The organism is Roseateles saccharophilus, assembly GCF_004342485.1.
Lineage (GTDB): Bacteria > Pseudomonadota > Gammaproteobacteria > Burkholderiales > Burkholderiaceae_C > Pelomonas > Pelomonas saccharophila.
Genome location: NZ_SMBU01000025.1, coordinates 25,687 through 50,325, shown reverse-complemented (window position 1 = coordinate 50,325; position 24,639 = coordinate 25,687). Strand labels below are relative to the sequence as shown.

The following is a 24,639-nucleotide window of genomic DNA, read 5'->3' as shown; positions in this document are numbered from 1 at the left end:
GCCGCCGCGGCGACAACAAGAACGAGACGAGATGGAAGCCATCCCCGAGGGTCGTGCCAACGAACGCAGCGCCACCACCGCCGGCGCCTGGCTGAGGAATGCGCGCCAGCAGCGCGGCCTGCACATCGCGGCCCTGGCCGTCATGCTCAAGGTGCCGCAGGCCAAGCTGGAGGCGCTGGAGGCCGACCGCTTCGACGAACTGCCCGACGCCACCTTCGCACGCGCCCTTGCCACGGCCATGTGCCGGGCGCTCAAGGTCGATCCGGCACCCGTGCTGGCCCTGCTGCCGCGCACGAGCACGAGCGAGTTCGACGTGCGGCCGGGCCTGAACCAGCCCTTCCGCGAGCGCGGTGCAGGCGCCATCGACGGCGGTGTGCTGGCCCTGCTGGCGCGGCCCGTCGTCTGGGGGCCGCTGCTGCTGTTGATCGCCGCCGCGGCGGTCCACTGGATTCCGGCCGGCTGGCTGCCCGAGCGGGACACGGCGGCCTCGGCGCCTGCCGCGTCCGCCGCGTCCGCCGCCGCGAGCGCGGCCCCGGTGGAGTTCGTCGCCGCGCCGCCGGCTGCTTCCGCGGCGGCTTCGGTGCCCGAGGCCGCGAGCTCGGCTGCCGCATCCGCGCCGCAGCCCGTTGCGTCGACGCCGCTGCAGGTCCGTGACGTCGCCCCGCCGCCCAACGTGGTGGCCCAGCCGGCCTCGGCGCCCGCCGTGCCCGCGGGCCAGGCGCTGCGCATCTCGGCCAGCGCGGACAGCTGGGTCGAGGTCGCCGATGCCAAGGGCCAGGTGCTGTTCTCGCGCGTGCTGCACGCGGGCGAGCAGCAGGAATTCGGCGGCGCAGCGCCCTACAAGCTGCGCGTGGGCAACGTCGGTGGCACCCGCGTCGAATGGCGCGGCGCGGCCGTCGACCTGGGTGCCCGAGCCAACAACAACGTCGCCCGTCTGGAGTTGAATTGATGAGCGAAACGATCATTCCCGAAGCGATGCCGGCGCCGCGCCGCAGCCGCCAGGCCCGCGTGGCCTGGGGCAGTCGCGTGGTCACGGTCGGCGGTGACGCGCCGGTGCGCGTGCAGTCCATGACCAACACCGACACGGTGGACGCCATCGGCACGGCCATCCAGGTCAAGGAGCTGGCCATCGCCGGCTCGGAGCTGGTGCGCATCACCGTCAACACGCCCGAGGCCGCCGAGCAGGTGCCCTATATCCGCGAGCAGCTGGACCGCATGGGCATCGACGTGCCGCTGGTGGGCGACTTCCACTACAACGGCCACCGCCTGTTGACCGAGCACCCGGCCATGGCCCAGGCCCTGTCCAAGTACCGCATCAACCCCGGCAACGTCGGCAAGGGCGACAAGAAGGACCGCCAGTTCGCGCAGATGATCGAGGCGGCGATGAAGTACGACAAGGTCGTGCGCATCGGCGTCAACTGGGGCAGCCTGGACCAGGAGCTGCTCGCGCAGTTCATGGACGAGAACGCCCGCCGCGCCCAGCCCTGGGACGCGAAGCCGGTCATGTACCAGGCTCTCGTCGAGTCGGCGCTGACGTCGGCCGCCTATGCCCGCGAGCTGGGCATGAACCCCGACAACATCATCATCAGCTGCAAGGTCAGCGGCGTGCAGGACCTGATCTCGGTCTACCGCGAGTTGGCCCGCCGCTGCGACTACGCGCTGCACCTCGGCCTGACCGAGGCCGGCATGGGCACCAAGGGCACGGTGGCCTCGTCGGTGGCGCTGGGCATCCTCGCGCAGGAAGGCATCGGCGACACCATCCGCGTCAGCCTCACGCCCCAGCCGGGCGAGTCGCGCACGCAGGAAGTCGTCGTGGCCCTTGAGATCCTGCAGGCCCTGGGCCTGCGCCACTTCAACCCCAGCGTCACCGCCTGCCCGGGCTGTGGCCGCACGACCAGCACGACCTTCCAGGAACTGGCCAAGCAGATCGACGACTTCCTGCGCCTGCAGATGCCGGTCTGGCGCAGCAAATACCCCGGCGTCGAAGAGATGAAGGTGGCCGTCATGGGCTGCATCGTCAACGGACCCGGCGAGAGCAAGCATGCCGACATCGGCATCAGCCTGCCCGGCACCGGCGAGGCGCCAGCGGCGCCCGTCTTCATCGACGGCGAGAAGGCCATGACGCTGCGCGGCGACAACATCGCGCAGGAGTTCCATGCGCTGGTCGAGAACTACATCGAGAAGCGCTTCGGCGCGACGGCTACTGCATGAGTGACAACAAGAAGATCCAGCCGCTGCAAGCGGTGAAGGGCATGAACGACATCCTGCCGCCGGAATCGGCGCGCTGGGAGGCGCTGGAAGCGGCGATGCGCGGCGTGCTGCAGCGCTATGGCTACAGCAATGTGCGCGTCCCCATCGTCGAGCCCACGGCGCTGTTCGTGCGCGGCATCGGCGAGGTGACGGATATCGTCGAGAAGGAGATGTACGCCTTCGAGGACCGCGCCGACAAGCATGGCCAGGCCGAGCATCTCGCGCTGCGCCCCGAGGGCACGGCCGGCGTCGTGCGCGCGATGATCGAGCACAGTTATCTGCGCGACAGCCCGCGCCGGCTCTACTACGTCGGGCCCATGTTCCGCCGCGAAAAGCCGCAGAAGGGCCGCTACCGCCAGTTCCACCAGATGGGCATAGAGGCGCTGGGCTTCGCCGGCCCCGACGTGGACGCCGAGGTCATCCTGCTGGCCCGCACGCTGTGGCGCGAGCTGGGCCTGAAGGAGGGCGAGGACGTCACGCTGGAGATCAACTGCCTGGGCCAGCCCGAGGAGCGCCGCGCCCACCGCGAGGCGCTGATCGCCCACCTGGAACAGCACAAGGACGTGCTGGACGAGGAGGCTAGAACCCGCATGTACAGCAACCCGTTGCGCGTGCTGGACACCAAGAACCCCGCCATGCAGGCCATGGCCGAGGGGGCTCCGAAGCTGCTGGACTTCCTCGGCGAAGCTTCGCTGGCCCACTTCAACGGCGTGCGCGCGCTGCTGGACGCCGTGGGCCTGGCCTACCGCATCAATCCCCGCCTCGTGCGCGGGCTGGACTACTACAACCTCACCGTCTTCGAGTGGGTGACGGCCAAGCTGGGCGCCCAGGGCACCGTCTGCGCCGGCGGCCGCTATGACGGCCTCGTCGAGCAGCTCGGCGGCAAGGCCACGCCGGCCGTGGGCTTCGGCATGGGCCTGGAGCGGCTGCTGCTGCTGCTGGAGACGTTAAACCTGCAGGCGCCCGTGCAGGCGCCCGACGTCTACGCCGTCGTGCCCGAGCCGGCCGAGCTGCCGCGCATCCTGCCCACGCTGGAGGCGTTGCGCGCCGCCGGCGTGAGCGTGCAGATGCATGCCGGCGGCGGCTCGTTCAAGTCGCAGTTCAAGAAGGCCGACGCCTCGGGCGCGCGTTTCGCGCTGGTCTTCGGCGGCGACGAACTCGCACGCGGCGAGGTCGGCCTCAAGCCCCTGCGCCAGAGCCAGGACGGCAGTGCCGAACAGGCCACGCGTTCCCTCGCCTCGGTGGCCGACTGGGCCGCCGAGCTCCGCACCGCATAATCCCGGGCCCTGCCCCGCACAGCTGTCTCCCTCATGGCATCGCATCTCGACCTCGAAGAACAAGAACAACTCGAACAAGTCAAAGCGTTCTGGAAGCGCTGGGGCAATCTCATCACCTGGGTGCTGACCGCGGCCCTGGCCGCCTTCGCCGGCTGGCAGGGCTGGAACTGGTACCAGCGCGACCAGGCCGCCAAGGCGGGCGCGATGTACGACGAATTCGATCGTGCGCTGAACGCGCAGGACCTCGACAAGGCCACGGCCGCCGCGGGCGACCTGAAGGCCCGCTTCGCCGGCACCGGCTATGCGGCCCAGGCCAGCCTGCAGGTGGCCCGGCTGCAGCTCGACAAGGGCAAGGCCGACGACGCCAAGCAGAGCCTGGCCTGGGTGGCCGAGCAGGGCTCGGAGCCGCCCTACCGCGACCTCGCCCGCCTTCGCCTGGCCGGCCTGCAGCTCGATGCCAAGGCCTATGACGAGGCCCTGAAGACGCTGGACGCGATCAAGTCGCCCGAGTTTGCCGCCCTGGTGGCCGACCGCCGCGGCGATGCGCTGCTGCTGCAGGACAAGCGCGACGCCGCCAAGGCCGAGTACCAGAAGGCGCTGGCCGGCATCGAGAAAACCCAGAACTACCGCAGCGTCATCGAGGCCAAGCTGGCGACGCTGGGCGTGCCCACCGTCGTCGAAGCCGCTGCCGCGGGAGCCATGCAATGAAGCGCGTCGTCCTGATCTCGCTGCTCGCCGCGTCGCTGTCCGGCTGCTCGGTGTGGAACTCCTGGTTCGGCGACAGCAAGAACAAGCCCGCCGTGCTCGAGACGCTGACAGGTTCCGCGACCGGCCGCGTCGTCTGGAGCAGCAAGGGCGACAACATCAACTTCCCGCTCAGCATCGCGACGCCGGGCGATCGCTTCGTCGTCGCCAGCAGCGATGGCAGCGTGCGCGCCCTGGCTGCCGCCGATGGCCGCGAGCTCTGGCGCGGCGAGGCCGGCGCCAAGCTGCTGGCCGGCGTCGGCAGCGATGGCCGCTACGCTGCCGTCGTCAACCGTGACAACGAACTGGTCGTGCTGGACGCCGGCCGCGTCGTCTGGAAAAAGGCCCTGCCGACGCCCGTCGTCGCCGCGCCGCTGGTGGCGGGCGAGCGTGTCTTCGCGCTGACGCTGGACCGCCAGGTGCTGGCCTTCGACGCCCTGGACGGCCGCAAGATCTGGGAACTGAAGCGCCCCGGCGAGCCGCTGACGCTGGCCAAGGCGGGCGTGCTGCTGGCCTACAAGGACACGCTGATCGTCGGCCAGGGCCCGCGCCTGGCCGGGGTCGACCCGGTCAAGGGCAATCTGCGCTGGGAGGCCAGCGTGGCCACGCCGCGCGGCACCAATGAGGTCGAGCGCCTGGCCGATCTGGTCGGCCCGGCCGTGCGCCAGGGCGAGCTGATCTGCGCCCGTGCCTTCCAGTCCTCGGTGGGCTGCGTGAACGCCGAGCGCGGCAGCGCGGTGTGGAACCGCCTCGTCGGCGGCGCCAACGGCATCGGCGCGGACGAGCAGGTCGTCGTCGCCGGCGACGCGTCGGACCGCCTGTCGGCCTGGAAGCTGGCCAACGGCGACCTGGCCTGGTCGGCCGACCAGTTCCAGTTGCGCAAGCTCTCCGCGCCCATCGTGTCGGCCAAGCAGGTGCTGATCGGCGACTTCGAAGGCCAAGTCCATCTGCTGGACCGCGACACCGGCAAGACCCGCTCGCGCATCGCGACGGACGGCTCCGCGGTCGTCACCGCGGCCCTGCTCGGCGACACGGCCCTGTTCGCGACCAAGAGTGGCGGCCTGTTCGCCATCAAGGCTGAATGAAACCTGTCATCGCCCTGGTCGGCCGCCCCAATGTGGGCAAGTCGACGCTGTTCAACCGCCTGACGAAGTCGCGCGATGCCATCGTGGCGGACTTCGCCGGCCTGACGCGCGACCGCCACTATGGCGACGGCCGCCTGGGCGACCGCGAGTTCATCGTCATCGACACCGGCGGCTTCGAGCCCGACAGCAGCACCGGCATCGTCAAGGAGATGGCCAAGCAGACCAAGCAGGCCCTCGCCGAAGCCGATGCGGTCATCTTCGTCGTCGACATCCGCCTGGGGCTTTCGGCCCACGACAGCGACATCGCGCGCTATCTGCGCAGCGTCAACAAGCGCGTGCACCTGGCCGTCAACAAGGCCGAGGGCATGGTCGAGTCGCCGCTGCTGGCCGAGTTCCATGAGCTCGGCATGGGCGAGCCGCATCCGATTTCCTCGGCCCACGGCCAGGGCATCCGCAGCCTGCTGGACGCGGTGCTGGAGCCCTTCGAGGACACCAGCGAGGAGTTCGGCGCCGGCCCGCAGCAGGACGGCGTCATCCGCCTGGCCGTTGCCGGCCGCCCCAATGTGGGCAAGAGCACGCTGATCAACACCTGGCTGGGCGAGGAGCGCCTCGTCGCCTTCGACATGCCGGGCACGACGCGCGACGCCATCGCGGTGGACTTCGAGCGCAATGGCCAGAAGTTCAAGCTCATCGACACGGCCGGCCTGCGCCGCAAGGGCAAGGTCTTCGAGGCCATCGAGAAGTTCTCGGTCGTCAAGACCTTGCAGGCCATCGCCGACGCCCACGTCGTGCTGCTGCTGCTGGATGCCACGCAAGGCGTGACCGACCAGGACGCGCACATCGCCGGCTACATCCTCGATAGCGGCCGGGCCGTGGTGCTGGCCGTCAACAAATGGGATGCCGTCGACAGCTACCAGCGCGAGACGCTGAAGCGCCAGATCGAACAGCGCCTGGCCTTCCTGAAGTTCGCGCCCGTGCACCAGATCTCGGCGCTGAAGCGCCAGGGTCTGTCGGCGCTGTGGAACGCGATGGCCGACGCCTATGCCTCGGCCTACCGCAAGATGACGACGCCGGTGCTGACCCGCCTGATCCAGGAGGCCGTCGAGCACCAGCAGCCCAAGCGCGCCGGCCTGTCCCGGCCGAAGCTGCGCTATGCCCACCAGGGCGGGCAGAACCCGCCCATCGTCGTCATCCACGGCAATGCGCTGGAAGGCGTCACCGAGGTCTACAAGCGCTACCTCGAGGGCCGCATCCGCGCCCACTACAAGCTGGTCGGCACGCCGCTGAAGATCGAGCTGCGGTCGTCCAAGAACCCGTTCACCGAAAAGAACTAGGGTGACCGCCGGCTCCCGCGGGACCGTGTGTTAAGGTCTTACCCGTAGTCCCTCACCCGATAACTCGGAGCATACCGATGAGCAACAAAGGCCAACTTTTGCAGGACCCCTTTTTGAACCTGCTGCGCAAAGAGCATGTGCCGGTTTCCATCTACCTGGTCAACGGCATCAAGCTGCAAGGCCATATCGAATCCTTTGACCAATACGTCGTGCTGCTGCGCAACACCGTGACGCAGATGGTCTACAAGCACGCGATCTCCACCGTCGTGCCGGGCCGCGCGGTCAACTTCCACGCCGGCGACGCTCCCGCGGACGCCTGATCCCCACCCCTTGTCCTCGACCTCTGCCAACAACGCGACGCCGCCCTCCGAGGCGGCGCGCGCCATTCTTGTGGGTGTCGATTTCGGTCGGCAATCCGCCAAGCAGGGCTTCGACGAAAGCCTCGACGAGCTGGCCCTGCTGGCCGAGTCGGCCGGCGACACGCCGGTCGCCAAGGTCATCGCGCGCCGCCCGGCGCCGGACGCCGCCCTGTTCGTCGGCTCCGGCAAGGCCGACGAGATCAAGCTGCTCGTGCAGGCCCACCAGGCCCACACGGTGCTGTTCGACCAGGCCATCTCGCCGGCCCAGCAGCGCAACCTCGAGCGCGTGCTCGGCGTGCCGGTGGCCGACCGCACGGCGCTGATCCTCGAGATATTCGCGGCCCGCGCGCAGAGCCACGAGGGCAAGCTGCAGGTCGAGCTCGCGCGACTGCAATATCTGGCCACGCGCCTGGTGCGGCGCTGGAGCCACCTGGAGCGCCAGAGCGGCGGCATCGGCATGCGCGGCGGCCCGGGCGAGGCCCAGATCGAGCTGGATCGCCGCATGATCTATGACCGCATCAAGAAGACCAAGGAGCGCCTGAAGCAAGTGCAGCGCCAGCGCAGCACGCAGCGCCGCTCGCGCTCGCGCAACGGCGTCTTCAAAGTCTCCCTGGTCGGCTACACGAACGCGGGCAAGAGCACGCTGTTCAACGCGATGACCAAGGCACGCGCCTATGCGGCCAACCAGCTGTTCGCGACGCTGGACACGACGACCCGCTCGCTCTACCTGGAGCAGGCCGGCGCCAGCGTCTCGCTGTCCGACACGGTGGGCTTCATCCGCGACCTGCCGCACAAGCTCGTCGAGGCCTTCCGCGCGACGCTGCAGGAGGCGGCCGACGCCGACCTGCTGCTGCATGTCGTCGATGCCGCCAGCCCGGTGCTGGACGAGCAGATGGCCGAGGTCGAGCGCGTGCTGTCCGAGATCGGCGCGGCCGACGTGCCGCAGATCCTGGTCTACAACAAGCAGGATCTGCTGCCCGAAGACCAACGTCCGCGCGAGATCGTCGATGCGGTGCTGCGGCCCGCCGGCAGCACCGCGCCGACGCCGCGCGTCTTCGTCAGCGCGCTGGACGGCAGCGGTCTGGCCGAGCTGCGCCAGCTGATCGCCGCGGCCATGCAGGCCCAGCCCTTGATTCCCGACGAGCGGGACCCACGTTTCGACGTCGACACGTCGGACCCCGAGACCCTTCCCTCAGACCCTTCACAGGCATGAGCAGCACTTCCCACACCCCGTCCCGCAGCCCTTGGGCGCAGCGCCTGCTGACGCCGGTCGCACGCGCTGCGGGCCGCTTGCTGAACAACGGCCGCAACGACGGTCCGCCCGATCTGGACGAGCTCTGGCGCGACTTCAACCGCAAGCTCTCGGGCCTGTTCGGCGGCCGCCCCGGCGGCAGCTCCGGCAGCAACGGCTCGGGCGGTTCGCCCGACATGAAGGGCGCGGGCATCGGCGTCGGCCTGATCGCCGGTGTCGTGGCGCTGGGCTGGCTGGCCAGCGGCTTCTTCATCGTGCAGGAAGGCCAGCAGGGCGTCATCACGTCCTTCGGCAAGTACAGCAAGACCGTCGAGGCCGGCTTTCAGTGGCGCCTGCCCTATCCGCTGCAGCAGCATGAGATCGTCTCGGTCACGCAGCTGCAGCAGGTCGACGTGGGCCGCAACTCCGTGGTGGCGGCGACGGGCCTGCGCGACTCGTCCATGCTGACTCAGGACGAGAACATCGTCGACATCCGCTTCACCGTGCAGTACACGATCAAGGATGCGCGCGACTTCCTGTACGAGAACCGCGAGCCCAAGGAGGCTGTCACGCTGGCGGCCGAGTCGGCCGTGCGCGAGATCGTCGGCAAGAGCACGATGGACTCGGTGCTCTACGAGCAGCGCGACGCGATTGCCACGGAGCTCGTGAAGTCCATCCAGACCCAGCTCGACCGCCTCAAGGCCGGCATCCTGATCAAGAACGTCAACGTGCAGAGCGTACAGCCGCCGGAGCAGGTGCAGTCGGCGTTCGAGGATGCGTTCAAGGCCGGCCAGAACAAGGAACAGACCAAGAACGAGGCCCAGGCCTACGCCAACGAGGTCATCCCGCGCGCCCAGGGCGAATCCGCCAAGCTGCGCGAGCAGGCCGAGGGCTACAAGGCTCGCGTCATCGCGACCGCCGAGGGCGATGGGCAGCGCTTCAAGAGCGTGCTGGCCGAGTACCAGAAGGCTCCCCAGGTCACGCGCGACCGCATCTACATCGATACGATGCAGCAGATCTACAGCAGCGTCAGCAAGGTCATGGTGGACAGCCGCACGGGCTCCAACATGCTCTACCTGCCGCTGGACAAGCTGCTGCAGCAGGGCAGCAGCGGCACGGTCACCGTGTCGCCGCCCCAGCCCACCAGCGTTCTGCCCGACCCGTCGACGCTGCCCGGTGCCAACGACCTGCGCAGCCGTGACAACCAGCGCAGCCGCGACGGCCGCTGACCGAGGACCCACCGAATGAACCGAATTGCCGCCATCCTCGCCGGCTCGCTCGTCGTGCTGATGCTGCTGTCGTCGATGCTCTTCATCGTCGACCAGCGCCAGTTCGCCGCCGTCTACGCGCTCGGCGAGATCAAGGAAGTCATCACCGAGCCGGGCCTGAAGTTCAAGCTGCCGCCGCCGCTGCAGAACGTCGTGCTGCTGGACCGCCGAGTGCAGACGCTCGACAGCCCCGAGTCCCGCCCCATCTTCACGGCCGAGAAGAAGAGCCTGGTCATCGACTGGCTCATCAAGTGGCGCATCACCGAGCCGCGCCAGTTCATCCGCAACAGCGGCGCCGATATCCGCAATGTCGAGAACCGCCTCGCGCCCATCGTGCAGGCCGCCTTCAACGAGGAAGTTACCAAGCGCACCGTGCTGGCCGTGCTGGCGACCGAGCGCGAGAAGGTCATGCAGGACGTGCGCAAGCGCCTGGCCGACGAGGCCAAGCAGTTCGGCATCGAGGTCGTCGACGTGCGCATCAAGCGGGTCGATTTCGCGTCCAGCATCACCGACTCGGTCTACCGCCGCATGGACTCCGAGCGCAAGCGCGTGGCCGCCGAGGCCCGCTCCACGGGTGCGGCCGAGGGCGACAAGATCCGCGCTGACGCCGATCGCCAGCGCGAAGTCATCGTCGCCGAGGCCTACCGCGACGCGCAGAAGGTCATGGGCGAGGGCGATGCCAAGGCATCGGCCATCTACGCCGAGGCCTTCGGCCGCGACGCGCAGTTCGCGCAGTTCTACCGCTCGCTGATGGCCTACCGCGCGAGCTTCAAGTCCAAGAGCGACGTGATGGTCGTCGATCCGAGCAGCGACTTCTTCAAGGCAATGCGAGGTTCCGGTCCCGCTCCCGCCGCCGCACCAGCGCACAAGTGAATGAGCTGCTGACAGCCTGCGCGCTGATGCTGGTCATCGAGGGGCTGCTGCCCCTCCTGAGCCCGCAGCGCTGGCGCGAGGTCTTCAGCCGCATCCTGGCCATGAGCGACGGCCAGATCCGCTTTCTCGGGCTGGCCAGCATCCTGATGGGTCTTTTGGGGCTGCTCTGGTTGCGCTGATCTGAAGGCTCGCGAGGCTTGCGCGGAGGAGGGCATAGGTACAATGCCTTTTTTAACCGCCTGCCTTCGCCCATGTCCTCTGCTTGGCTGCTGCCCGAGCACATCGCCGATGTCCTGCCTTCGCAGGCGCGCCGCATCGAAGAGCTGCGCAGGGAACTGCTCGACATGGCCCGCAGCTACGGCTGCGAGCTCGTCATCCCGCCGCTGCTGGAACATCTCGATTCCCTGCTCTCCGGTACCGGCAGCGGCAGCGAGATCAAGCTCTTCAAGCTGGTCGACCAGTTGTCCGGCCGCTCGCTGGGTCTGCGCGCCGACACGACGCCCCAGGTCGCCCGCATCGACGCCCATCTGTTGAACCGCCAGGGCGTGACGCGCCTGTGCTACTGCGGCCCCGTGGCGCATACGCGCCCCGACGGCCTGAACACCAGCCGCGAGCCGCTGCAGTTCGGCGTCGAGGTCTACGGCCATGCCGGCCTGGAAGCCGACCTCGAAGTGCAGGACCTGGCGCTGGACGCGTTGCGCCGCGCCGGGCTCGCCGGCGTCATGCTGGATCTGGGCGATGCGCGCCTGCTGCAAGGCGTGCTCGACGGCGTCAAGCTGTCCGTCGAGAGACTGGAGGCGCTGACGGCCGCGCTCGCGGCCAAGGACATGGCCGTGCTGGCCACGCTGACGGCCGACATGCCGGCGACGACGCGTGATGCGCTGCTCACGCTGCCCAGCCTGTTCGGTGGCCGCGAGGTGCTGACCGAGGCGGCGCGCCGCCTGCCCGACCACCCGCTGATCAAGGCGGCCCTGGCCGACCTGGACTGGCTGGCCGGCCATCTGACGGCCGTTCACCCCGAGGTCAGACTCGGCTTCGACCTGGCCGACCTGCAGGGCTATGCCTACTACACCGGCATCCGCTTCGCGGCCTTTGCCGCCGGCTGCTCCGACGCCGTGCTGCGCGGCGGGCGCTACGACGAGGTGGGCGCCGTGTTCGGCCGCCGCCGCCCGGCCGTGGGCTTCAGCCTGGACCTGAAGACGCTGGTGACGCTGGTGCCCGCCACCCCGCTGCGCGCCGCTGTGCGTGCGCCCTGGGGCGAGGACGCCTCGTTGCGCCAGGCCGTGCGCGCGCTGCGCGAGCAGGGCGAGACCGTGGTCTGCGTGCTGCCCGGCCACGAACACGAAGCCGATGAATTCGACTGTGACCGCGAACTGGTTCGCGAGCACGCTGACTGGGTCGTCCGGGCGCTGTAAGGCGTGGGCGATCCTTCCCCTTCTCAAGCAATGCAGGCAAACAACATGCAAAGCCAAACCGCGCGTGGACGCAATGTGGTCGTCGTCGGCACCCAGTGGGGTGACGAGGGCAAGGGCAAGGTCGTCGACTGGATGACCGACCACGCCCAGGGCGTCGTGCGCTTCCAGGGCGGCCACAACGCCGGCCACACCCTGGTCATCAAGGGCGTGAAGACCGCGCTGCAGCTCATCCCCAGCGGCATCATGCGCGACGGCGTGGCCTGCTACATCGGCAACGGCGTCGTTGTGGACCCGACCCATCTGCTGGGCGAGATCGAGCGCCTGGAGAAGGCCGGCGTCGAGGTGCGTTCGCGCCTCTTCATCAGCGAGAGCTGCCCGCTGATCCTGCCCTTCCACGTCGCCGTGGACAAGGCGCGCGAGGCGCTGCGCGAGAGCAGCGGCAGCGGCAAGATTGGCACCACCGGCAAGGGCATCGGCCCGGCCTATGAAGACAAGGTGGCGCGCCGCGCGCTGCGCGCCCAGGACCTGAAGCATCCCGAGCGTTTCGCGAAGAAGCTGCGCGAGCTGCTGGAGCTGCACAACTTCGCGCTGGCCGGCTATCTGCACGGCGAAGCGCTGCAGTTCGAGCCCATCTTCGAGCAGGCCATGAAGATGGCCGAGCAGATCAAGCCCATGCTGGCCGACGTCGGCTACATGATCCACAAGGCCCATCTGGCCGGCCAGAACATCCTGTTCGAGGGCGCCCAGGGCACGCTGCTGGACATCGACCACGGCACCTATCCCTACGTCACGTCGAGCAACTGCGTGGCCGGCAATGCCGCGGCCGGCGCGGGCGTCGGCCCGCAGCTGCTGCACTACATGCTGGGCATCACCAAGGCCTATACGACGCGAGTCGGCTCCGGCCCCTTCCCGACCGAGCTGGACTGGGAAGTGCCCGACACGGTCGGCTACCACCTGTCCACCGTCGGCCAGGAGCGCGGCACCGTCACCGGCCGCGCCCGCCGCTGCGGCTGGCTGGACGCCGCCGCGCTGAAGCGCTCCATCATCATCAACGGCATCACCGGCCTGTGCCTGACCAAGCTCGACGTGCTGGACGGCCTGCCCGAGATCAAGATGTGCGTCGGCTACAGGCTCGACGGCAGGCTGCTCGACATCCTGCCGCTGGACGGCGACGAGATCGAGGCCTGCGAGCCCGTGTTCGAGACCTTCCCCGGCTGGACCGAGACCACCTTCGGCGCCACGTCGCTGGAGGCGCTGCCGGCCAATGCGCGCGCCTATCTGAAGCGCGTCGAGGAGGTCATCGGCGCGCCCATCGACATGGTCTCCACCGGCCCCGACCGCGAGCACACCATCGTGCTGCGCCATCCGTATTCCGCCTGATCACCATCACACCACGGAGACAACAGCACCATGTTGACCGACGACGGCAAGCACCTCTACGTGTCTTGGGACGAGTACCACCTGCTGACCGAGCGGCTGGCACTGAAGGTCCACGCCTCGGGCTGGCAGTTCGACCAGATCCTCTGCCTGGCCCGTGGCGGCATGCGCCCGGGCGACGTGCTGTCGCGCGTGTTCGACAAGCCGCTGGGCATCATGTCCACCAGCTCCTACCGCGCCGAGGCCGGCACCATCCAGGGTCGCCTCGACATGGCCAAGTACATCACCATGCCCAAGGGCGAGCTGGCCGGCCGCGTGCTGCTGGTGGACGACCTGGCCGATTCGGGTGTCACGCTGAAGGCGGTGGTGGAGCGCCTGCGCGGCATGCCGGCGATCACCGAGCTGCGCTCGGCCGTGCTCTGGACCAAGAAGGTGTCAGCCTACACGCCGGACTACTACTGCGAGATGCTGGAAACCTCGCCGTGGATCCATCAGCCCTTCGAGGAGTACGACGGCATGGGACCGGAGCAGCTGGCGAAGAAGTTCGTTGTTTGAGGATGGGGCTTGTGGCGCGGATCGAAGAAGCTCGGTTTGTGCCACGACTCGCTGAAGCGCCCATCGAGGGCGCATCAGCGGGGACTCGGTCACGTCCCGCGACCCCGGCTTGGAGCGTGGCTCCAAGCCTTTCTCGTCCTCCCGCGATGTCCACTGGACATCGCTTCCTGGGCCCCAAACGACAAAGGCCAGCACTTGTGTGCTGGCCTTTTCTGTTTGGTGCCCAGGAGAGGACTCGAACCTCCACGGAGTTACCCGCTAGTACCTGAAACTAGTGCGTCTACCAATTCCGCCACCTGGGCAAGGTGCTCAAAACTTCGCTTGAAGTCCTGGGCCGTTTCAGGAAAACCGAGACTATATCATCAAAAACTTGAAAAACGCAAATACCTCGCCTAGCGGCGACGGCACGGGGCTGCTGGGCGAGATCGAAGGCACGCTCCAAGGCCACAGGGATGGGCATGGATTCCTGATCCCGGACGACGGCTCCTCGGACATCTATCTGTCCTCGCAGGAGACCCACACCGTCATGCACGGCGACCGCCTGCGCGTGCGCGTCGTGCGCTTCGACAAGCGCGGCCGTCCCGAGGGCAAGGTGCTGGAAATCCTCGAGCGCAAGAAGCGGCCCATCATCGGCCGCCTGCTGCTCGAGTCCGGCGTCTGGCTGGTCGCGCCCGAGGACAGGCGCATGGGCCAGGACATCCTGATCCCGAAGAACGGCATCGCCAATGCTGCCGCCGGCCAGGTCGTCGCGGTCGAGCTGACCGAGCCGCCGTCGCTTTACTCGCAGCCGGTCGGCCGCGTCGTCGAGGTGCTGGGCGAGATCGACGACCCCGGCATGGAGATCGAGATCGCGGTGCGCAAGTACGACGTGCCACACCGCTTCAGCCCCGAGACGCTGGCGCAATCGGCCAAGCTGCCCGAGAGGTTGCGCGCTGCCGACCTGAAGCACCGCATCGACCTGCGGGACGTGCCCCTGGTCACCATCGACGGCGAGGATGCGCGCGATTTCGACGACGCCGTCTACTGCGAGCCCTACAAGGCGGGGCGCGGCAAGAAGGCCGTCGAGGGCTGGCGCCTGCTCGTCGCCATCGCCGACGTGTCGCACTACGTGAAGCCCGGCGAGCCGCTGGACGCCGACGCCTACGAGCGCGCGACCTCGGTCTACTTCCCGCGCCGCGTCATCCCGATGCTGCCGGAGAAGCTCTCCAACGGCCTGTGCTCGCTGAACCCCTACGAGGACAGGCTCAGCATGGTCTGCGACATGGTTGTCGCTGCCGACGGCACGGTCACGGCCTACCAGTTCTACCCGGCGGTGATCTGTTCTCATGCACGCTTCACCTACACCGAGGTTGCGGCCATCCTCGGCAATACGCATGGCCCCGAGGCCGCCAAGCGGCGTGAGCTGGTGCCGCATCTGCTGCATCTGCACGAGGTTTACCGCGCGCTGCTGGCCGAGCGCCATCGCCGCGGCGCCATCGACTTCGAGACCACCGAGACGCAGATCGTCTGCGACGACAACGGCCGCATCGAGAAGATCGTGCCGCGCACCCGCAACGACGCCCACCGGCTGATCGAGGAGGCCATGCTGGCCGCCAATGTCTGCTCGGCCGACTTCATCCTCGGCAGCAAGCATTCGTCCCTCTACCGCGTGCACGAAGGCCCGACGCCCGAGAAGCGCCAGACCCTGCAGGCCTATCTGCGCTCGCTGGGCATCGGCATGGGCGTCTCCGACGACCCCAGTCCGCGCGAGTTCCAGCAGCTCGCCGAGGCCACCAAGGACCGCGCCGACGCGCAGCAGATCCACCAGATGCTGCTGCGCTCCATGCAGCAGGCCATCTACACCGGCACCAACTCCGGCCACTTCGGCCTGGCCTACCCGGCCTACACGCATTTCACGAGCCCGATCCGGCGCTACCCCGACCTGCTGGTGCATCGCGTCATCAAGGCCCTGCTCGGCAACAAGCGCTACATGCTGGACGCGTCCAAGATGAACGTGCCGCAGGCGCCCAAGCGCCCCGGCCGCGCGGCGCCGCCCAACCCGGCCGAGGCCCGCAACGAGGCCGAGCGCTGGGAGGTCGTCGGTGCCCATTGCAGCGCCAACGAGCGCCGCGCCGACGAGGCCAGCCGCGACGTCGAAGCCTGGCTGAAATGCCGCTATATGCGCGACCGCCTCGGCGAGGAGTTCGCCGGCACCGTCAGCGCGGTCACGTCCTTCGGCCTCTTCGTGCTGCTGGATGCGCTGTATGTCGAGGGCCTGGTGCACATCACCGAGCTCGGCGGCGAGTACTACCGCTTCGACGAGGCGCGCCAGGAACTGCGTGGCGAGCGCACCGGCATACGCTACGCCACCGGCGCGCGCGTGCAGGTGCAGGTCAGCCGCGTCGACCTGGACGGCCGCAAGATCGACTTCCGCCTCGTCCGCGAGGGCGAGGAGGGGCGGGCGCCGGGCCGTGGCGGTGCGGCCCGGCCACAGGGCAAGGCCGGCGCGAAGGCGCCGGCCAAGAAGCGCACGCCCAAGACCGCCGTCGAGGCGCTTGATGATGTGCGCCAGGCCGACCGCGACGTGAAGAAGAGCCGCAAGGCCACCGTCGCGGCACTGCACCCGGTCAAGGCCGCGCGCAAGGCGGCCAGCCAGGCGAGCAAGAAGTCGGCGGCCAAGCCACCGGTGCGCAAGCGCCGCTGATCAGCCGCGGGCCAGGCGTTCGACCAGATCGCCGGCCCGTAGCACGCCGTTCGCCTCGCCGGCCCGTCCGTGTGCGAACACGCCGGCGCAGGCGATGCGGTGGGCGCCGGCCGCCGGGGCCTGGGCCCACAGCCCGCCCAGCCAGCCCGCCAGCACGTCGCCGCTGCCGGCCGTCGCCAGCGCCGGGCCGCCGCTGGGGTTGATGGCCGGGCGCTCGCCCGGCGTCGCTATAACCGTGCCCGAACCCTTCAGCACGACCGTGCAGGCCAGCCGCGTCGCCAGTTCGATCGCCGCGGCGGGGCGGTCGGCCTGCACGGCGCTGGCGCTGCTGCCCAGCAGCCTTGCGGCCTCGAGCGGATGGGGCGTCAGCAGCGTCGTGCCGGCCGGGCGGGCGCGCAGCCCTGCCTGCAGCGCCAGGTCGGTGGCGATGGCGTTCAGCGCGTCGGCATCCAGCACCAGGCGCGGCAGCGTGGCGAACAGCTCCGGAAGCGCGGCCGCGATGGCCTCGCCCGCGCCGCAGCCGACGACGCCCACGGCCTGGGGCAGCGCCGCCAGCCGGCCACGCATCAGCTCGGGCCGCAACGGGTCGGCGGGCTCGGTGGCGGACGCGCCCAGCAGGTCCAGGTAGACCCGCCCCGCGCCGCAGGCCAGGGCCGCACGCGCGGCCAGCCGGGTCGCGCCCTGCATGCCGGGCGCACCGCCGACGACCAGCACCTGGCCCTGGCTGCCCTTGTGCGCCGTCGCGGCGCGTTCGCGCAGCTCCAGCGGGCCGAGCAGATCGGCAGTGGCGGGCTCGTCTGACGCGATGCCGAGGTCGTCGAACCAGATCTGCCCCGCATGCCCCCGGCCCTCGCCGGTGAAGAGGCCGGGCTTGAGCGTCAGCAGCGTCAGCGTGTGGTCGGCGCGCACGGCGGCGGCGCCAGCGGGCTGGCCGGTGTCGGCGAGCAGGCCGCTGGGCAGGTCGATGGCCAGGATGGGCGCGCCGCAGGCCTGCATGGTGGCCATCGAGGCCGCCAGGGCTTCGCTCGGCGCCCGGTTCAGGCCGATGCCGAGCAGCGCATCGATGACCAGGGCCGGGCGTTGCGTGGGCGCCGGCTCGTCGGGTGTCAGCACGACGGGTATGCCCAGCTCGCGTAGCAGCCGGGCCGCCACGCGACCGTCGCCGCCGTTGTTGCCCGGGCCGCAGGCCACCCAGACCGGGCCGTCGCCGCGCCGCAGCGCCAGGGCCAGCTTGGCGACGGCCAGGCCGGCGTCCTGCATCAGGTCGGGGCGCAGGGCCAGCGCGCGGGCTTCCAAGCGCCTCGTGGCGGCGAGGTCGTGCAGTGGCCAGCAGCGGTCGGTGTTCAGCAGATGGGGCATGTCAATCTTCCATGGTGCTGCATCTCACCCGCAGCTGATGATGCGGGTGGATTTCGGGCCGAGCGCCGGGCCGCCCCAAGCCGGCCGCGCTGGCGATGTGCTTGCGGCTCAATGCCGCAAGCATCGTCGTCCCCGCGGGGTACCGACCGGACTCGCCCGCGTTCAGCGGTGCGAGGATGGGCGAGGGGCAGTGTCACCTCAGGATCGTGCGGCGGACAGTGCCGAGATGTCCAGCTCGGGCGTCAAGCCAGCGAGGCAGTCCGCCAGCACACGTGCGGCGCCGCAGGCCAGGCTCCAGCCCTGGCCGGCCTCGCCGCCCTGGCCCAGCAGCAGCCAGACACCGGGCAGGGCGCTGGCGCCCACCACGGGCAGGCCGTCGGGCATCAGCAGCCGCTGGCGGGTGCTGGCCTGCATCTGGCCCTGCTGCACGCAGCCGGGGAGCCAGTGCTGCAGCGCCTTGTGCAGATGCGCGTGGTCGGCCGCCTCGACCGGGCCGGTGACGCGCACACGCTGGCCGATGCGGGCGATGGCGATGCCCTCGCGCGCGTCCAGCATGCCGGCCTGGGGGCCGAGTTCGGGATGGGCCTCGAGCACGCGCAGCGGCAGTGTCAGCGTCGCGTCGCTGGTGCTCGCGAAGGGGGGTGCCTGGCCCGCGGCCTGCAGCAGGGGGAGGGCTCCCTGGGCGGCGCAGAGCACGACGCTGTCGAAGGACTCGGTCTGCGGGCAGAGGGCCTGGGGCTGGGTGTCGCCGGCTTCGCGCCGCGTGGCCGCCGGGCCGGCGCTGGTGGGCTCGTGGCTGAGCAGCACCGAGCGCGACTCGGCGCGCAGGCCGGTGACGAGGCTGTGGAAGCGGAAGGCTGCACCTAAGCGCTGGGCCTGGGCGCGCAGCTGCTGGGCGAAGAGGCGGCCGTTGCCGACGCTGCCGGGGCCCAGCACCAGGCCGCCATGCAGGGGCGCTTCGGCATTCAGGCCGGGCTCGCGCTGGCGACAGGCCGCGGCGTCTATGACCTGCACGGCCAGGCCTGCGGCGGCCAGCACGTCCAGGCGCGGCTGCAGCGCGGCCAGATGCTTGGCTTCGCGCAACAGCATCAGCACGCCGTCGGCAGCCTCGTCGTCCAGCGGCAGCGCGCGGCGCAGCGCCTGCAGGCGCTGATGGCCGAGGCGGGCGAGCTGCAGGGCCTGAGCCTCGCGGGCGGCCTGGGCCGGGCTGCGGCGCGCCTGGCGGCGGCTCCAGCGCCAGCGCAGCGTGCCCAGGTTGCGGGCGGGCAGCAGGCCGGGTAGGGCGAGGGCGGGCGCGAGCAGGCCGCTGGGCGCGAAGCTGGCCTCCTCGGCCACGCTGGCGCGGCGTTCGAAGACGGTAACCGCGTGGCCGGCCGCGGCCAGCTCGTAGGCAGTGCAGACGCCGGCGAGGCCGGCGCCGACGATGGCGATGCGCATCAGTGAGTCGGGAGAAGGGGTTCGAGAAGGAGGGCGAGGTTGAGCAGCGCCTCGTCGCGCAGTGCCGGCGCCCACAGCATCAGGCCGACGGGCAGTTCGCCCGGGCGCTGGCAGGGCAGGCTGATCGCGCAGCCGTCCAGCGCATTGACCAGGCCGGGGTTGCGCAGCAGCAGCGCATTGGCTGCGAAGAAGCTCTCGTCGCTGTCGACAAGAGGCTGCAGCAGCGGCGCGACGACGGGCACGGTCGGCGACAGCACGGCGTCGATGCCCTGCAGCGAGGCCTCCATGCTGGCGATGTAGCGCTGGCGCGCGGCCAGGGCGACCTGCAGGATCTCTGGCGTGACGCGCTCGCCCTGGCGGATGCGCCAAGCCACGCGCGGGTCGTAGCCGGCCTCGCGGCGGGCCAGCAGCTCGTGGTGCCAAGCCCAGGCCTCGGCGGCGACGAGGGCTCCGCGGGCCTGCGGCGGTGGCAGATCGCGCAGGGCGGGCAGGTCGATGTCGACGATGTCGGCACCGGCGGCGCGCAGCGCGGTCAGGCTGCGCTCGAAGGCGGTGGCGACGCCGGCGTCCAGGTCGTCCTGCAGCAGCGGGCGGGCCACGGCCAGACGCCAGGCCGCCAGCGGCCGGTTCAGCCGCGCGACCGGCCGGCCCGACAGGATCTCGTGCAGCAGCACGGCGTCGCGCACCGAGCGCGTGATCGCGCAGGCGGTGTCCAGCGAACGGGCCAGCGGGATGGCGCCGTCCATCGGCGTCAGCCGCGCCGTGTTCTTGAAGCCCACCAAGCCCTGCAGGGCCGCCGGGATGCGGATGGAGCCGCCGGTGTCCGAGCCCAGCGCCGCCCAGGCCGCGCCGGCCGCGACGCTGACGGCCGCGCCCGAGCTGGAGCCGCCGGGGATGCGGCGCTGCCCGTCCAGTGCCAGCGTGACCGGGTTGACCGGCGTGCCGTGGTGGGGGTTGAGGCCGACGCCGGAGAACGCGAATTCGCTCAGGTTGGTGTGGCCGATCAGCGTGGCGCCGGCGGCGCGCAGGCGCGCGACGGCGGGGCAGTCGGCCGCAGCGGGCGGTGCATCGGCCAGCACGCGGGAGCCGGCTGTCGTCGGCTGGCCGGCGACGTCGAACAGGTCCTTGATGGACACAGCCAGGCCGCCCAGCGGCGTCTCGGGCGCCGCAAGCCGCTGCGGCACGGGGAAGTGGCGGATGAAGGCGTGCTCACAGGACTGGCCGCGTGCGGCGGCCAGGCTCTCGTCCAGCAGTTCGGCCGCGCTCAGGCGACCCGACCGCAGGCCCTCAAGCACACGGCTCAGGTCGTCAGGCATGGATTCGGTATATACTCGTCGGGTTTTGCTGACTGCACCGGGTGTTCTCGTGCGGCGGCAAGACGAATCGCAAACCGGCCCACCCAAGGTGCTGCGCGATGAAGTCGAAACAGATCGGATCGAAACAAGATCGAACGTTTGTTTCACATCGCGCAATTCGGGCCGGATTTTAGACCCAACCTTCGAGGTAAGACCATGTCTGTCACGATGCGCGAGATGCTGGAAGCCGGCGTCCATTTCGGCCACCAAACCCGCTTCTGGAACCCCAAGATGGCCCCGTATATCTACGGCCATCGCAACAAGATCCACATCATCAACCTCGAGAAGACGCTGCCCGCGTTCAACGATGCGATGAAGTTCGTGCGCTCGCTGGCTGCCAAGCGCGGCACGATCCTGATGATCGGCACGAAGCGCCAGGCCCGTGAGTTCATCGCCGCCGAAGCCCAGCGCGCCGGCATGCCCTACGTCGACTCGCGCTGGCTGGGCGGCATGATGACCAACTTCAAGACGGTCAAGACCTCGCTGAAGAACCTGAAGGACATGCAGGCCCAGGTCGAGGCTGGCACCCAGCCCGCGATCAAGAAGGAAGCCCTGCTGTTCCAGCGCGACATCGCCAAGCTGGAAAAGAACATCGGCGGCATCCAGGACATGACCGCGCTGCCCGACGCCATCTTCGTCATCGACGTCGGCTATCACAAGATCGCCGTCGCCGAAGCCAAGAAGCTGGGCATTCCCGTCATCGGCGTGGTTGACACCAACCACTCGCCGATCGGCATCGACTACGTCATTCCCGGCAACGACGACTCCGCCAAGGCCGTGGCCCTGTACGCCCGCGCCGTTGCCGACGCCGTGCTGGAAGGCAAGGCCAATGCCACCGCCGACGTGCTGGCTGCGGTCGCCCCGGCCGGCGACGAGTTCGTCGAGGTCTCCGAAGAGGCCTGAGCCCTTTCGACCCTGCATCTGAAAGGGGCCGCGAGGCCCCTTTTGCCAACCGAAATCTGGAGAACTGAAATGGCTGCTATCACCGCAAGCATGGTGGGCGAACTGCGTGCCCGCACCGACGCCCCGATGATGGAGTGCAAGAAGGCACTGACCGAGGCCGACGGCGACATGGGCCGCGCCGAAGAGATCCTGCGCGTCAAGCTGGGCAACAAGGCCGGCAAGGCCGCCTCGCGCATCACCGCCGAAGGCATCGTCGCCTCGGCCGTCGTCGGCGGCAACGGCGCGCTGATCGAAGTCAACTGCGAGACCGACTTCGTCTCGAAGAACGACGCCTTCCTGGCCTTCGTCGGCGCGCTGGCCGGCCTGGTGGCCGAGCACAACCCGGCCGACGTGGCCGCCCTGTCGGCCCTGCCCCTGGCGCAGGAAGGCTTCGGCCCGACGGTGGAAGACGTGCGCAAGGGCCTGATCGGCAAGATCGGCGAGAACATGACGATCCGCCGCTTCCAGCGCTACAGCGGCAGCAAGCTGGCCACCTATCTGCACGGCACCCGCATCGGCGTGGTCGTCGAGTTCGAGGGTGACGACGTCGCCGCCAAGGACGTGGCCATGCACATCGCCGCGATGAAGCCGGCCGCCCTGTCGGGCGCCGACGTCTCGGCCGAGTTGGTCGAGAAGGAGCGCAAGATCGCCACCGAGAAGGCTGCCGAATCCGGCAAGCCGGCCGACATCGTCGCCAAGATGGTCGAGGGTTCGGTGCAGAAGTTCCTGAAGGAAGTCTCGCTGCTGGACCAGGTCTTCGTGAAGGCCGCCGACGGCAAGCAGACCGTGGGCGCCTACCTGAAGTCGGTCAACACGACGGTCAAGGGCTTCACGCTCTACGTCGTCGGCGAAGGCATCGAGAAAAAGGTCGACGACTTCGCGGCCGAAGTGGCCGCCCAGGTGGCGGCTGCAAAGGGTCAGTAAAGACTCTTGCGACAGATAAGGGCGCCAAGTTGGCGCCCTTTAAACTTCCGGGCCACCGACAGGCCCCCGATTTCTGAGGACACCATGCCCGCGTACAAGCGCATCCTGCTCAAACTCTCCGGTGAAGCCCTGATGGGCGACGACGCCTACGGCATCAACCGCGCGACCATCGTCCGCATGGTGCAGGAGGTCCGCGAGGTGACGCAGATGGGCATCGAGGTGGCCATCGTCATCGGCGGCGGCAACATCTTCCGCGGCGTGGCGGGCGGCTCGGTCGGCATGGACCGCGCGACGGCCGACTACATGGGCATGCTGGCCACGGTGATGAACTCCCTGGCCCTGGCCGACACGATGCGCCAGGAAGGTATGACGGCGCGCGTGATGTCGGCCATCGCCATCGAGCAGGTCGTCGAGCCCTATGTGCGCCCCAAGGCGCTGCAATACCTCGAAGAGGGCAAGGTCGTCGTCTTCGCTGCCGGCACCGGCAACCCCTTCTTCACGACCGACACCGCCGCCGCGCTGCGCGGCGCCGAGATCGGTGCCGAGATCGTGTTGAAGGCCACCAAGGTCGACGGCGTCTACACCGCCGACCCCAAGAAGAACCCCGAGGCGACGCGCTATTCGCGCATCAGCTTCGACGAGGCCATCACGCGCAACCTGCAGGTGATGGACGGCGCCGCCTTCGCGCTGTGCCGCGACCAGAAACTGCCGATCAAGGTCTTCAGCATCTTCAAGCCCGGTGCGCTCAGGCGCGTGGTGCAGGGCGAGGACGAAGGCACGCTGGTGCACGTTTAAATCAGTTCAAGTCAGTTGGGGACAGAGCTACTCGCTGTCGCTCGGGTGGTCTGTCCCGCAAAGGAAACGAATATGAGCATTGCCGACATCAAGAAGAACGCCGAGGCCAAGATGGCCAAGTCGGTCGAGTCGCTGAAGGGCGAACTGCAGAAGATCCGCACCGGTCGCGCCCACCCGGGCCTGCTCGACCAGGTCAGCGTCGACTACTACGGCTCCATGGTGCCCATCTCGCAGGTGGCCAATGTGACGCTGCTGGACGCGCGCACCATCTCCGTCCAGCCCTGGGAAAAGGGCATGGGCGCCAAGATCGAGAAGGCCATCCGCGAGAGCGACCTGGGCCTGAACCCGGCGAGCCAGGGCGACCTGATCCGCGTGCCGATGCCGCCGCTGACCGAGGAGCGCCGCAAGGACTTGACCAAGGTCGTGCGCAATGCCGGCGAGGATGCCAAGGTGGCGGTGCGCAATCTGCGCCGCGACGCTAACGAGCATGCCAAGAAGCTGCTGAAGGACAAGGAAATCGGCGAGGACGAAGAGCGCCGCAGCCTCGACGACGTGCAGAAGCTCACCGACCGCGTGATCGCCGAGATCGACAAGCTGATCTCGGCCAAGGAAGCCGAGATCCTGGCGGTTTGAGCGCGCTGCCCATGGCGCAGGACCGCCCGGCGCCGCCGCGCCATGTCGCCATCGTCATGGATGGCAATGGCCGCTGGGCCAAGAAGCGCTTCCTGCCGCGCTTCTTCGGCCACAAGGCGGGCGTGGACTCGCTTGTCAAGGTGGTGCAGGCCTGCATCGCCCGCGACATCGAATACCTCACCGTCTTCGCCTTCTCCAGCGAGAACTGGAAGCGTCCCAGCGACGAGGTCTCGGGCCTGATGGGCCTGGTGCTGGCCGCCGTGAGCCGCTATCTCGCCAAGATGGGCGCGATGGGCGTGCGCATCCGCATCGTCGGCGACCGCGACGCCGTCTCCGACAAGCTGCGCAACGCCTGGAACGAGGCGGAGAGCAGCACGCTGCACAACACCAGGCTGACGCTCAACGTCGCCTTCAACTATGGTGGCCGCTGGGACATCGTGCAGGCCTGCAGGAAGGCCATCGAGGCCGGCGTGCCGGCCGCGGAACTGACCGAGGCCAGGCTGTCGGAATTCATGGCCATGAGCTATGCGCCCGATCCCGACCTCTTTATCCGCACCGGCGGCGAGGTGCGCATCAGCAACTTCCTGCTCTGGCAGGCGGCGTACACCGAATTCGTGTTCTCGGACTGCCTGTGGCCCGAGTTCGGCGAGCGCGAACTCGACGCGGCCATCGCGGCCTTCCACGAGCGCGACCGCCGCTTCGGCGGCGTCAAGGAAGCACCGGCTGCGGCCTGAGAACAGGCA

General features: G+C 69.3%; 23 protein-coding genes and 1 tRNA gene. 20 read left to right on the top strand and 4 right to left on the bottom strand.

What is annotated here, in order from left to right:
- Window positions 1–31: 31 nt before the first annotated feature.
- From EV671_RS18270 to EV671_RS18205, 14 genes are all read left to right on the top strand, one after another.
- Window positions 32–949, top strand: a complete 918-nt coding sequence (locus EV671_RS18270) for a helix-turn-helix domain-containing protein (protein ID WP_132574368.1) — start codon at window positions 32–34, stop codon at window positions 947–949.
- Window positions 949–2,211: a flavodoxin-dependent (E)-4-hydroxy-3-methylbut-2-enyl-diphosphate synthase gene (ispG, locus tag EV671_RS18265; protein WP_132574366.1), complete on the top strand. Its 1,263-nt coding sequence runs from the start codon at window positions 949–951 to the stop codon at window positions 2,209–2,211. Before EV671_RS18270 ends, ispG begins: the two co-directional genes overlap by 1 nt.
- On the top strand, window positions 2,208–3,527 hold the full coding sequence (gene hisS / locus EV671_RS18260; protein ID WP_132574364.1) for a histidine--tRNA ligase: 1,320 nt from the start codon (window positions 2,208–2,210) through the stop codon (window positions 3,525–3,527). The genes ispG and hisS overlap by 4 nt, the downstream gene beginning before the upstream one ends.
- Window positions 3,528–3,560: 33 nt before the next feature.
- Window positions 3,561–4,235, top strand: a complete 675-nt coding sequence (locus tag EV671_RS18255; protein ID WP_132574362.1) for a YfgM family protein — start codon at window positions 3,561–3,563, stop codon at window positions 4,233–4,235.
- Window positions 4,232–5,356 carry an outer membrane protein assembly factor BamB gene (gene bamB, locus EV671_RS18250; RefSeq protein ID WP_132574360.1) on the top strand — a complete coding sequence of 375 codons (1,125 nt, stop codon included), beginning with the start codon at window positions 4,232–4,234 and terminating at the stop codon, window positions 5,354–5,356. Before EV671_RS18255 ends, bamB begins: the two co-directional genes overlap by 4 nt.
- Window positions 5,353–6,690 carry a ribosome biogenesis GTPase Der gene (gene der, locus EV671_RS18245; RefSeq protein ID WP_132574358.1) on the top strand — a complete coding sequence of 446 codons (1,338 nt, stop codon included), beginning with the start codon at window positions 5,353–5,355 and terminating at the stop codon, window positions 6,688–6,690. The genes bamB and der overlap by 4 nt, the downstream gene beginning before the upstream one ends.
- 77 nt (window positions 6,691–6,767) lie before the next feature.
- Window positions 6,768–7,010 carry an RNA chaperone Hfq gene (hfq, locus tag EV671_RS18240; RefSeq protein ID WP_056198163.1) on the top strand — a complete coding sequence of 81 codons (243 nt, stop codon included), beginning with the start codon at window positions 6,768–6,770 and terminating at the stop codon, window positions 7,008–7,010.
- Between the two features lie 10 nt (window positions 7,011–7,020).
- Window positions 7,021–8,262, top strand: coding sequence for a GTPase HflX (hflX, locus tag EV671_RS18235; RefSeq protein WP_132574356.1), 1,242 nt, complete (start codon window positions 7,021–7,023; stop codon window positions 8,260–8,262).
- Window positions 8,259–9,509, top strand: coding sequence for an FtsH protease activity modulator HflK (hflK, locus tag EV671_RS18230; protein ID WP_132574354.1), 1,251 nt, complete (start codon window positions 8,259–8,261; stop codon window positions 9,507–9,509). The genes hflX and hflK overlap by 4 nt, the downstream gene beginning before the upstream one ends.
- A 15-nt stretch (window positions 9,510–9,524) precedes the next feature.
- Window positions 9,525–10,421 (top strand): protease modulator HflC, encoded by an 897-nt coding sequence (hflC, locus tag EV671_RS18225; RefSeq protein ID WP_132574352.1) that lies wholly within the window; start codon window positions 9,525–9,527, stop codon window positions 10,419–10,421.
- Window positions 10,418–10,600, top strand: a complete 183-nt coding sequence (locus EV671_RS18220; protein ID WP_132574350.1) for a DUF2065 domain-containing protein — start codon at window positions 10,418–10,420, stop codon at window positions 10,598–10,600. The genes hflC and EV671_RS18220 overlap by 4 nt, the downstream gene beginning before the upstream one ends.
- Window positions 10,601–10,672: 72 nt before the next feature.
- Window positions 10,673–11,836, top strand: coding sequence for an ATP phosphoribosyltransferase regulatory subunit (locus tag EV671_RS18215; RefSeq protein ID WP_132574348.1), 1,164 nt, complete (start codon window positions 10,673–10,675; stop codon window positions 11,834–11,836).
- Window positions 11,837–11,881: 45 nt separating this feature from the next.
- A complete protein-coding gene (locus EV671_RS18210; protein WP_132574346.1) occupies window positions 11,882–13,216 on the top strand; it encodes an adenylosuccinate synthase in 1,335 nt (444 codons plus the stop codon).
- A 30-nt stretch (window positions 13,217–13,246) separates the two neighbouring features.
- Window positions 13,247–13,768 carry a phosphoribosyltransferase gene (locus tag EV671_RS18205; protein WP_132574344.1) on the top strand — a complete coding sequence of 174 codons (522 nt, stop codon included), beginning with the start codon at window positions 13,247–13,249 and terminating at the stop codon, window positions 13,766–13,768.
- Between the two features lie 217 nt (window positions 13,769–13,985).
- On the opposite strand, the gene EV671_RS18200 is transcribed toward EV671_RS18205, so the two are convergent.
- Window positions 13,986–14,070 (bottom strand) — tRNA-Leu (locus tag EV671_RS18200).
- 68 nt (window positions 14,071–14,138) lie between these two features.
- Here EV671_RS18200 and rnr point away from each other — a divergent pair.
- A complete protein-coding gene (gene rnr / locus EV671_RS18195) occupies window positions 14,139–16,451 on the top strand; it encodes a ribonuclease R (protein ID WP_462938176.1) in 2,313 nt (770 codons plus the stop codon).
- Here rnr and EV671_RS18190 read toward each other — a convergent pair whose 3' ends face one another.
- The 3 genes from EV671_RS18190 to EV671_RS18180 form a co-directional block, all read right to left on the bottom strand.
- The gene (locus EV671_RS18190) at window positions 16,452–17,810 is read right to left on the bottom strand and encodes an NAD(P)H-hydrate dehydratase (RefSeq protein WP_132574342.1); all 1,359 of its coding nucleotides are present in this window, start codon (window positions 17,808–17,810) and stop codon (window positions 16,452–16,454) included.
- A 198-nt stretch (window positions 17,811–18,008) separates the two neighbouring features.
- A complete protein-coding gene (locus tag EV671_RS18185) occupies window positions 18,009–19,247 on the bottom strand; it encodes an FAD-dependent oxidoreductase (protein WP_132574340.1) in 1,239 nt (412 codons plus the stop codon).
- Window positions 19,247–20,563, bottom strand: coding sequence for an amidase (locus EV671_RS18180; protein ID WP_132574338.1), 1,317 nt, complete (start codon window positions 20,561–20,563; stop codon window positions 19,247–19,249). The genes EV671_RS18185 and EV671_RS18180 overlap by 1 nt, the downstream gene beginning before the upstream one ends.
- 195 nt (window positions 20,564–20,758) lie before the next feature.
- Between EV671_RS18180 and rpsB the strand changes: the two genes are divergently transcribed.
- The 5 genes from rpsB (at window position 20,759) to uppS (ending at window position 24,630) form a co-directional block, all read left to right on the top strand.
- On the top strand, window positions 20,759–21,505 hold the full coding sequence (gene rpsB / locus EV671_RS18175) for a 30S ribosomal protein S2 (protein WP_132574336.1): 747 nt from the start codon (window positions 20,759–20,761) through the stop codon (window positions 21,503–21,505).
- A gap of 69 nt (window positions 21,506–21,574) precedes the next feature.
- Complete coding sequence (gene tsf, locus EV671_RS18170; RefSeq protein WP_132574334.1) at window positions 21,575–22,468, top strand: translation elongation factor Ts; 894 nt, start codon at window positions 21,575–21,577, stop codon at window positions 22,466–22,468.
- 84 nt (window positions 22,469–22,552) lie between these two features.
- A complete protein-coding gene (gene pyrH / locus EV671_RS18165; RefSeq protein WP_132574332.1) occupies window positions 22,553–23,263 on the top strand; it encodes a UMP kinase in 711 nt (236 codons plus the stop codon).
- Window positions 23,264–23,335: 72 nt separating this feature from the next.
- The gene (gene frr, locus EV671_RS18160; protein ID WP_132574330.1) at window positions 23,336–23,896 is read left to right on the top strand and encodes a ribosome recycling factor; all 561 of its coding nucleotides are present in this window, start codon (window positions 23,336–23,338) and stop codon (window positions 23,894–23,896) included.
- An 11-nt stretch (window positions 23,897–23,907) separates the two neighbouring features.
- Entirely contained in the window at window positions 23,908–24,630 is a 723-nt protein-coding gene (gene uppS / locus EV671_RS18155; RefSeq protein ID WP_132574435.1) for a polyprenyl diphosphate synthase, read from the top strand.
- The last annotated feature ends 9 nt before the right edge of the window (window positions 24,631–24,639 follow it).